An 8,324-nucleotide genomic window follows, 5' to 3' on the forward strand; every position below is an offset into this window, starting at 1 on the left:
GGTATTTAAGTGTCCATCCCTGGCTCGTCAGGCTCATGACCTGGCTCAGGTTGGATAACCCGGGGACTATCGCCTTCCCGAGACGGCTCATTGCGGGGTGATTCAGGGTTTGCTTGTGCCAATGGCGAGGCACTTTCCTGCCCCTTGAGCGTTTTTTCTCGGGCAGGCTCTTGGGTCAAGTTCCCAGGCTTTTCTACACGCAGCTGTAAAGCGGCTGACTCAAGGGCGGTACGAGTATCCGAAACCAAATTACTGAAACGCTCACGCACCGATGAGGTTTTAGGCGCATTCCCGGCCTTGACCTGGACAGCCTTTCCATCCGCGCCGTATTGGTAGGAAATTGCAACCCGGTCACCTTCTTTGAAAGGCTGAGTCGCGATCAACGCACGGTCATGAATGGTCAGCGTTCTGTCGTCATGACGGAGCCAAACGAAATTGGTAGAACTCAGTTCGACGGTGCCTGCGTATGACTGAAAATTGCCAATGCCAGGCAGCAGAACGCCCTCAATCAGCGATCTTTCCATGAGGCGATCATTACAAACAGGGAGAACCTTTTCATCGAACCAGCTAACGCCATCCAGCGGTACACGCTCGATCACTCCGTTCTTTTTAAACCCAAGTTGAACGGGCGGTACCGGTGTTGCGCCGCTGTTGTGGTCGCTGTTGTCGAATATGTAGGCGTAGTCACTCAAGTCCATAGCTGACGGCAGCAGGGCAAGGGTCCGATGGTACCGCTCGATGATTTTCTGAGGATCTACGTTGTGGCCGTTTTGCGCGACTCGCGCAGCCACCCGGGCGATGTTGATATGAGGGTCCCGAGTGGCCACAAACGCCAGCTCAACCTGATATCCGCGTGCCCGGGCTTCATCAAGCAAGGCGACACGTCCTGGTGTGGACATGACTGTCTCAAAGGCAAAGGATGCACCACTGGCAAGAGCATCCCTGCGCCGAGTTTCAGCGGTTTGCGCGGCAAAGAGGTTTCTTTGCCTCGGGTCGGAAATGTTGCCGAACTCCGTCCGGGCAATATCGTCAGCGTTGATATAGACATCGGGAAGGCTTTGAGCAGCCTGAAAACCGCCAATTAAAGTGCTCTTCCCTGAGCCGTTCGGGCCTGCGAAGACGATAGCGCGAGGTCCGATCAAGGTATTTTCCTGAGTCATACGTGTCGTTTGACTACCTTGTCTTTTGAGGCCGGTACAGCTTTAGGAATCACGATCTGCGCCTCAGCTTCCCGGACGTCGTTCTTTGTGATGAAGGGTTTCGAAGACCCATCAGGAAAACGGAACCCCCATTTCCCATTGATTTCTTCGGCATGGGGCAAGCCGAGCTGATCAGCCTTCTTCGCAGCTTTCGCAGTGGCAGCAGCCATGATCTCAGAAACCCTATCGAGACCAATTTCTTCAAATAGCGATTGAGCCATGACAACCCCCTGTATCGAATCGGAGCTATTGGTACTTCTTGCCTCCAGTATATCAGATTTAGCGGTGTGCCAAGGCGGGTCGGATCAACGTCGACGGCCTCGGCGCGCACGGGCTCAGGGCTACGGCCGCGATTCCGTTGTTCGTAGAGCTGGTGATGGACATGGTGCCTCGTAGCCCAGGCTGACGGCAGCAACCAAGCCCATGGGCGCGGTAGCCGATTTATCTCTACTTCGCAGGCTCGACCGAAACGACCTCAATGAACCTGTATTTCTTCCGTGCCATCTTCGTTGCGTCCAGTTCAGCCTGAAGCGTACTTAACGTGTCGGCCTCGTAGGTGAACAACTCGCTTTTCCCTTCGAATTCGTGACCGACACGCAACGTGACCTGCAGCTTTGGTGCAAACGGTTTGGCCCCCTTCCGCTTGCAGGCTACTGTCGAATGCGCGACGACGATGGCATGCGGCTGGATCTGTGGAACCGTTGACTTCTCAGTAGGCCCAACCGATCCAAACAAAGCCTGGCGCATATCTTCTTCAGTCATCATGATTTTCCTATCCATTCGTATCTGTTTGGCAACTCAAGCATCGGCTTTGATACGCAGCAACACCCGCTGAAATGCCATGTCCCGCACTTCATGCAGAACGCTGGCTTTATCAAAATCGACAACCTTTGCTTGCCTCAATGCTTCAATCCAACCAAGAGCAACATTCACGCTTGAGGCCAAAGATTCGGACGTATCAGCACTATCAATACGATGCAGCATGTCCCGCCAAGCGTTTTGCAGCACACGGCTTGGAAGGGTAAATTCGTCGGCTTTGACATCCTTAGTTTTGAAGGCTCTAAGAGCGCTGATCACTGCGCGTAAATTCATATCTAAATCCTTCGCTTTGTGGACGCCAAAACCTCGTCCTGGTACTGCCAAAGCCCGCACGGCGGCGGGCTTGGTGGTACAGCAACTTTTCCGTGGATTCAGTTGTTTGTGCTTGGGGTGATTAATTTCACGCCCGGTGCATGGTTTGACGTACTGCCGGTATTGAAGTCTTCCATCCACTTTTCTTGCTCAGCAGCGGTTCTTGCTCCGCAAACTGATCCATAAACCGACCAACCGTACTCGTTCTGCGAAATTGGAGCGCGAACCATATTGAGTGTGCATTCCTGTCCCATGAACAGCGCCTTCACCGTGGCTTCGTCGCCTTTAACTTCTGCTGGGGCTACCGCGATGAACCGATTGGTCAGATACGGAAGGGCCATCGCTTGGGCTGCATCTGGTGTGCCTGGCTTTATCTCTGCCTGAACCCCAACAGCGACAGTGAAAAGTAAAAACAAAAATTTGGACTTCATGTGTTTTCCTGCTCGATCCTGAGGGCTGAAAGTGCCCTGTTAAACGTTACCGGCTTCTGTATTTTGATAACCGGGTGATCTGTCGTGTACGTCCGGTGTTCCAGGTACATAGGAAAGCCAACCACGAACGCAGCGACGAACAACGCAGAGCCGGCGAGGGTGGTGTACAACATTTTTTTGGGTGTCATGCCCGTTTTCCTATGACCGCAGGCGGATACAGCTTGCGATAGCCTCGGTGCCGTCAACTGTTGCTTGGGTGTAACCATTGAGCCATGTGCTGTAGAGGACAAGGCCCGCGAAGATGACGAAAACCACCGCCGCGCAGATTGCCTGCTTCTTTGTGAACTCGATTTCGATGTAATCAGAACCTGCCATTACCGCGTTCTCCTGCTCGATCCTGTAGGCCAAAGCGGCGTTTTCCTACCGTTCCGACCTATTTAGTAAAAGTCTAAGCCACCAGCACAATGCAACAGGACCAAGCCACACCGCCAAACCGACGATGAGGGGGCTTTCAGGGCGCTCGCCGGGCCCATAGACGTAGCCTGCGTAGACCAACACGGTCCAGAGGATAAACACCCAAATCCAGATAGCTTTCGACTGCACTTTTGCCATGCTCACTTTTCTCCAAATGCGGACGCTATAACCGCGCCTCTCCTACGGACTTAGCCCGCACGGCGGCGGGCTTGTTGGTACAGCGAATTTCCTTCAACTTACCGACTGTTGGCCAGGGTCAGCTCGACGCGCTGTGAAGATGATGGCGAAGTTCAGTTTTCTCTTAAGCGGACGCGTAAATCGGCGTCCTTCATTTGCTGCAGAAAGAGTCGCCGCCTGGTGACGAATCCCATGCACCAAATCCCAAAGGCAAGAGCGGCGCCGGCCAATCCTGCGTACTGCCATGTAAGCCACGGCCATTGCAAGTCGGCAACGAAATAACGCAGGGCAAACACAGCTAAAGCACATATTGCTGCAAGGCCTAGAACAATTTTGATAAGGACCCAAAAAGTGCCCAGCCAGAATGCACGCTCACGCAAGAAAACAATGCGTTTCAGGTCCTGGTTGGTTACACGGCCCTGATATCTGTTTTCGAGTAACTCAGCTAGTTCATTCATATCATTCATGGATAATTCCGTATCTGTAAATGTTGGTTACCGCGTCGATAACAAGCTGCTCCGGTTTATCTTGCAGGACGCGCAAGCTGCCACACCCGCCGCATTTCCCTATTTAGAAGGCCATGGCGTTGGCTTTGTGTAACCGCGCTTTGCTGGTGTCTTGGCGAGCATCTGCATCCGGCGAGAGCCCGCATCTGGTTCTTGAACACTCAGGTACGATCCGCAGTGACCTACGGTCAGGGATTCCATGAACGCTGCCTGTGTGCTTTCCTGGGAGGCGTCAACAACGAGTTTTTGAGCAATCTGATTCGTCATTTTGACTTTCCGTTACAGGCCAGCAGCATTTAGCAAGGGATTGGTGTTTTGAGTATTGGCTGCGGTTTTATAATGTTTGGATAGTACGCCTCGTTTGTCGAACTCAAATACAGTGGTTTCGCTGACGTTTTTTTTGCTGGTGAACGGGACTCCAGGGATAAAGGTATACCCGTAGCTCCAGATTTCAGTGCCAGCCACCTCAGACTTGTTACCCGGCTGCCCAAGAACGCCAATAACATCGTTTTTCGTGGTTTTTTTATCAGTGAATGTCGCCATTTGAGCAGCACTGACGTTCACACCAGTTGTGTAATCGAGTGGCGCGCTTACTTTCGCAATTTGCGCACAACCAGATACAGCAACAAACAAAGCAGCAATAACGAAAACTTTCTTGAACATTGGTAAATTCCCTTTAAACACGGACGCCAGAACAGCATCCTTCTACGTCCTCGGCCCCGGTTTCTTAGGCCAGGGCTTCGGGTGTTGCTGAGCATTGCTACTAGCGATTTCCCATATAAGTGATTATAAGGGTATATTAGGTGCGTTTAACGCACCTGTCAAAACCAATTTTGCACCTGATCGCTTAATTATTGGCCCCCAGTTTTCTAGGGAATATACGGGCCCCGATTTGATGATTTTGACCCCGGCCTGTTCGCCTGCTTGGGTTATCAGGTTGGTGACTGTCTTCTTGTCGAGCCCGGTTTTGGCCACCACTTTTACCAGCGTGGCGTCGGGAATTGAGTCGATTGCAGCAAGCACAGAGAGCATGCGCCGCAGATCGCCCTTGGGATAACTCACAACATCAGTCATTCGGCTGCTCATGGGTGCTATTAACGCACCAATTCTAGACGTGGCCATGTGCCGTGTCACGCTCCAAGCGCAATCTCAAATGCATGCCGGATAACAACCTGGTCAACGCTCAAGTACGGCTATGGTCAAGGCACGCATGCTCGTCGTTGTCTGCACCGTTTCAACGTCGCCGGTTGCAGCCAGCACCTTCGCCGCCAGTGACCGCCTACCGCTATGGGACGAACCCTGCTTGATACCGGCTTGCCGGTACAATCTGGTGACGTGTCGCCACAGATATAGCTCCTCGCCGAGATCTCAAAATGCATGCCTTCATTGAAGGCACATGACGTCCTTTACGGTTCGCATATTTTGAATCTGCCTGTGCGCACACGCACCCGGTATCGGCGCAGGGCGGCTTGCCGTCCTGGGGCGATTAATCCGGGTCTTAGCGCCCGCAGGGTGGCCGTAGGCCAGGGCAGGGCAGCTTTACCGCCCTGGGCCGCTTTAGACAGGCTGTAACGCGATAGTAGGGTTTGTTTTATTTGCTGCGGGTGCAGGGGCCGCAGGCCTCTGCCGGGGTTTGGGGCTTGGCCCCATGTTGTGTACCGTGCCGTGCCGTAGGCACGACTTTGCACGGGCACTATCAAAGAGGTGTTTGCACCTCGAAAGTCACTGTTTTTCCCGTAGGGGGGATACTGAGTGGGGTATAAAATTCCATTTATTCCTAAACCACAGGCGCCGCCCGGAGCAATCAGTGGAATACCGCCTGCCCGCTCGGGGAAATCTCGCTTTGGGAGTCGTGCTGGACATGGCCAGCGCTCGCGACAGCAAGCCGCACAAATCGCAGGCGCGACAAAGCCTCCGCGTGAGCGGATACGGGAACTGAGAAATAGAGGGGATTAGGGCGGTTATTTCGACGCCTTGGCAACGTTGGCCAGCAGTCGACTCAATGAGTCTGATACCGCGTCCACCTTCACCGCTCGCGGCCTTGAAGGCCCGCCATTCGGCTGCTGCGGTGCCTGCGTCTTGTCAGGGACGCTATCACCACGCTCACGCTCTTCCTTGGCCACCCAACGGGCACGCGAAATCTCGCGCCGTAATGCGTCCTTAGAGAAAGTCTCCATGTCAGAAAGCCGGCGCTGACCGATAACGTTCAACTGAACCTGACGGCGTTTTCGAGCGGAGTTCTGCACTCGCTCAAACACATGCAACAGTCCAAGGTCTTTCCAGAACAGTTTCGTGAAGCGGATCAGTACACGGGTACGCACCAGGTGGAGGCCATGCTCATCCTTTTCATCGAGACGCACGCGCTCGATGCGGCGGTACACATATCCGGCCGCATCGAGCGTCTGGAACAGGCGGCACAATACTGGCGCAGAAATTGGCGAGTCTTCAGCAATACGGCGCTGCGTATTGAGGACAAAACGACCTTTGTCCTCATCGAGGAACCCCAAAACGCCGGTGGCCAAATCAAGGCGTACCAGCATCTGCTCAGCGGCCTTCTCGATCGCAACGAACTTCTCGATACGGGTGCGGCGATCGCCATTCACACGATCCAATCGACGCAGATAACGGCCGCGGTTTTGAACCATATTGCTCAGGCGCTCGTAAGCGGAGCGAATCAGGGGGTTTTTCAGCTGTTGCTCGGTCAAATGCCGGGCCGCAGCGTAGGACGGCGGCATAGGCCGCGCAGGACGCCGTAGGGCGGAGTGAGGATTAGAGGGGTCTAGTCGAACAACTTTTAGCTTGGCCATTACATCTCCCCCCAACGGTAGCAATTACCGCTCAAGGGGAAGGCTGTGGCTGCTGGGATTGCCAGGCTGTTGCAATTTTGAAGTTGCACAACCGCTGCGAATACGAATTCCATTTTTATACGCCATTCGGCGGCAAGCTAATTCGGTTGACATTTTGCGGGTTGCAAGAACCCGCAGTGCCAGCCATAATCAGCTCACCAATTGATGTGTTGAGCAGGTTTTCACCGTCGAAAGAGAAAGACCTGTTCTAGATTTTCCAAAAAGCCCGGTTACCAGCCGGGCTTTTTGGTTTCTGCGATTCCGTTAAGCCACTTGCATTGTCTCCACCTGAATTATCACCTGCGTGAATCCAACCCGTGCTGCGTCCGCATGCACTGACTTAAGACTCTTGTAGACCTTACGCCGATCCGAACGGGCAATTGTCATGTGTTCCTTCGATCCATCTTTACAGACGGCAATCAGCTCCCACGCATTTAGCTGCATAGGAACAGGAACTACCATGGCGGACCTAAGGCCCCCTTCCTGGAACAATTTGCGCATTGCTGAGAGATCCACGGCCATCACGCCCCTCGAATCGTTGTGGTAATAACGAGACAAGCCTAAGCGGCGCTGCATGAAAAAGCAAATTCATGCAACTCGCTTCCAATGAAGCGCCGTGTTTACGGGGATTTAGTTTCAGGATTTACAGGTTTTATGCAGATGGTTCCTACAGCGGAAATTGCTCGCGGGGAACGCCTGGTGGGAACCAATCGTCAGCATCCCAACGCTCCAGTGCCGCCAGCAGCGAGATGCCACCCTGTGTAACGGCGCCGTCCGAGTGGTTCATGCAGACCACCAGGACGACGCCATTCTCGGTGCTATAACCAGGTCCAACATCTGGCTTGTGTCCGCACTCTGGACACGCGTTTACAAAAGGGTGCTGAGCCCTGAGTAACTCAAGTTCAGCGACATTTTCCAGATGCATAACCTCGTCCAGAATATGGCGCTGTTGATCAATAAAATCCCCGTTGGCCTCTGGATCTTCCTTGCGGATCTGCGCCAATGTATCCAGTAGTTCCCCTCGACTACCCGCTGGCCATACTTTGTAACCGGCCTCGGCCAGCGCTTTACGCACCTGCTGGTCTTCTTTTTTCACGCTCGATGCTCCTTCACATAATCGGAAACCTCCCCCCAAGGGGGGAGGCACGGCCGTGCTTAAACCATCTCGGGGCCGAAATCTTCTTCAAGCTCCGTTACGGTGTGGATCTCAACCGCAGGCGCTACTGCTTCACGCTCTACTTTTGCCTTCAACCCAAGAAGGCCTTTCTCTGGTTCTTGTGCCGGCACAGTCGGAGCAACAGGGTTCAGACCGAGGGATACTGCTTCGCCGTTGTGCGTGAAATTCAGCGGCGCCGGTGATTCAACCCGGAGCGAATCCGCAACCGGCTCAACACCTGGTGCAGCCGGCGCAGGGATCGAACTCAAACCCAGTGACGCGGCTTCACCGTTGTGCGTGAAATTCAGCGGCGCCGGCGATTCAACCCGGGGCGAATCCGCAACCGGCTCAACACCTGGTGCAGCCGGCGCAGGGATCGGTCTCAAACCCAGTGACGCGGCTTC

The 8,324-nt window shown here is 54.0% G+C and carries 11 protein-coding genes and 1 pseudogene; all 12 read right to left on the reverse strand.

Annotated elements, in window-relative coordinates; genetic code table 11:
* Nucleotides 1-5 precede the first annotated feature (5 nt).
* Nucleotides 6-1,160, reverse strand: a complete 1,155-nt coding sequence (locus tag ACP7CJ_RS27585; RefSeq protein WP_426103028.1) for a zeta toxin family protein — start codon at nucleotides 1,158-1,160, stop codon at nucleotides 6-8.
* On the reverse strand, nucleotides 1,157-1,420 hold the full coding sequence (locus tag ACP7CJ_RS27590; RefSeq protein ID WP_426103030.1) for a hypothetical protein: 264 nt from the start codon (nucleotides 1,418-1,420) through the stop codon (nucleotides 1,157-1,159). Before ACP7CJ_RS27590 ends, ACP7CJ_RS27585 begins: the two co-directional genes overlap by 4 nt.
* A gap of 226 nt (nucleotides 1,421-1,646) precedes the next feature.
* Nucleotides 1,647-1,961, reverse strand: a complete 315-nt coding sequence (locus ACP7CJ_RS27595; protein WP_426103032.1) for a hypothetical protein — start codon at nucleotides 1,959-1,961, stop codon at nucleotides 1,647-1,649.
* Nucleotides 1,962-1,997: 36 nt separating this feature from the next.
* Nucleotides 1,998-2,291 carry a hypothetical protein gene (locus tag ACP7CJ_RS27600; RefSeq protein WP_426103034.1) on the reverse strand — a complete coding sequence of 98 codons (294 nt, stop codon included), beginning with the start codon at nucleotides 2,289-2,291 and terminating at the stop codon, nucleotides 1,998-2,000.
* Between the two features lie 98 nt (nucleotides 2,292-2,389).
* Complete coding sequence (locus tag ACP7CJ_RS27605; protein ID WP_426103036.1) at nucleotides 2,390-2,761, reverse strand: hypothetical protein; 372 nt, start codon at nucleotides 2,759-2,761, stop codon at nucleotides 2,390-2,392.
* Nucleotides 2,762-2,959: 198 nt separating this feature from the next.
* Nucleotides 2,960-3,136, reverse strand: coding sequence for a hypothetical protein (locus ACP7CJ_RS27610; protein ID WP_426103038.1), 177 nt, complete (start codon nucleotides 3,134-3,136; stop codon nucleotides 2,960-2,962).
* A 389-nt stretch (nucleotides 3,137-3,525) separates the two neighbouring features.
* Nucleotides 3,526-3,879 carry a hypothetical protein gene (locus tag ACP7CJ_RS27615; RefSeq protein ID WP_426103040.1) on the reverse strand — a complete coding sequence of 118 codons (354 nt, stop codon included), beginning with the start codon at nucleotides 3,877-3,879 and terminating at the stop codon, nucleotides 3,526-3,528.
* A gap of 318 nt (nucleotides 3,880-4,197) precedes the next feature.
* Nucleotides 4,198-4,581: a hypothetical protein gene (locus ACP7CJ_RS27620; protein ID WP_426103042.1), complete on the reverse strand. Its 384-nt coding sequence runs from the start codon at nucleotides 4,579-4,581 to the stop codon at nucleotides 4,198-4,200.
* A gap of 123 nt (nucleotides 4,582-4,704) precedes the next feature.
* Nucleotides 4,705-4,992 carry a hypothetical protein gene (locus ACP7CJ_RS27625; protein WP_426103044.1) on the reverse strand — a complete coding sequence of 96 codons (288 nt, stop codon included), beginning with the start codon at nucleotides 4,990-4,992 and terminating at the stop codon, nucleotides 4,705-4,707.
* An 887-nt stretch (nucleotides 4,993-5,879) separates the two neighbouring features.
* A complete protein-coding gene (locus tag ACP7CJ_RS27630) occupies nucleotides 5,880-6,653 on the reverse strand; it encodes a hypothetical protein (protein ID WP_426103046.1) in 774 nt (257 codons plus the stop codon).
* 778 nt (nucleotides 6,654-7,431) lie between these two features.
* The gene (locus tag ACP7CJ_RS27635; protein WP_426103048.1) at nucleotides 7,432-7,860 is read right to left on the reverse strand and encodes a hypothetical protein; all 429 of its coding nucleotides are present in this window, start codon (nucleotides 7,858-7,860) and stop codon (nucleotides 7,432-7,434) included.
* A gap of 59 nt (nucleotides 7,861-7,919) precedes the next feature.
* Nucleotides 7,920-8,324, reverse strand: a pseudogene (locus tag ACP7CJ_RS27640) (hypothetical protein); the annotation flags it as partial.

The sequence above is a fragment of the Pseudomonas sp. PSPC3-2 genome, from assembly GCF_049897085.1.
GTDB lineage: Bacteria > Pseudomonadota > Gammaproteobacteria > Pseudomonadales > Pseudomonadaceae > Aquipseudomonas > Aquipseudomonas paraveronii.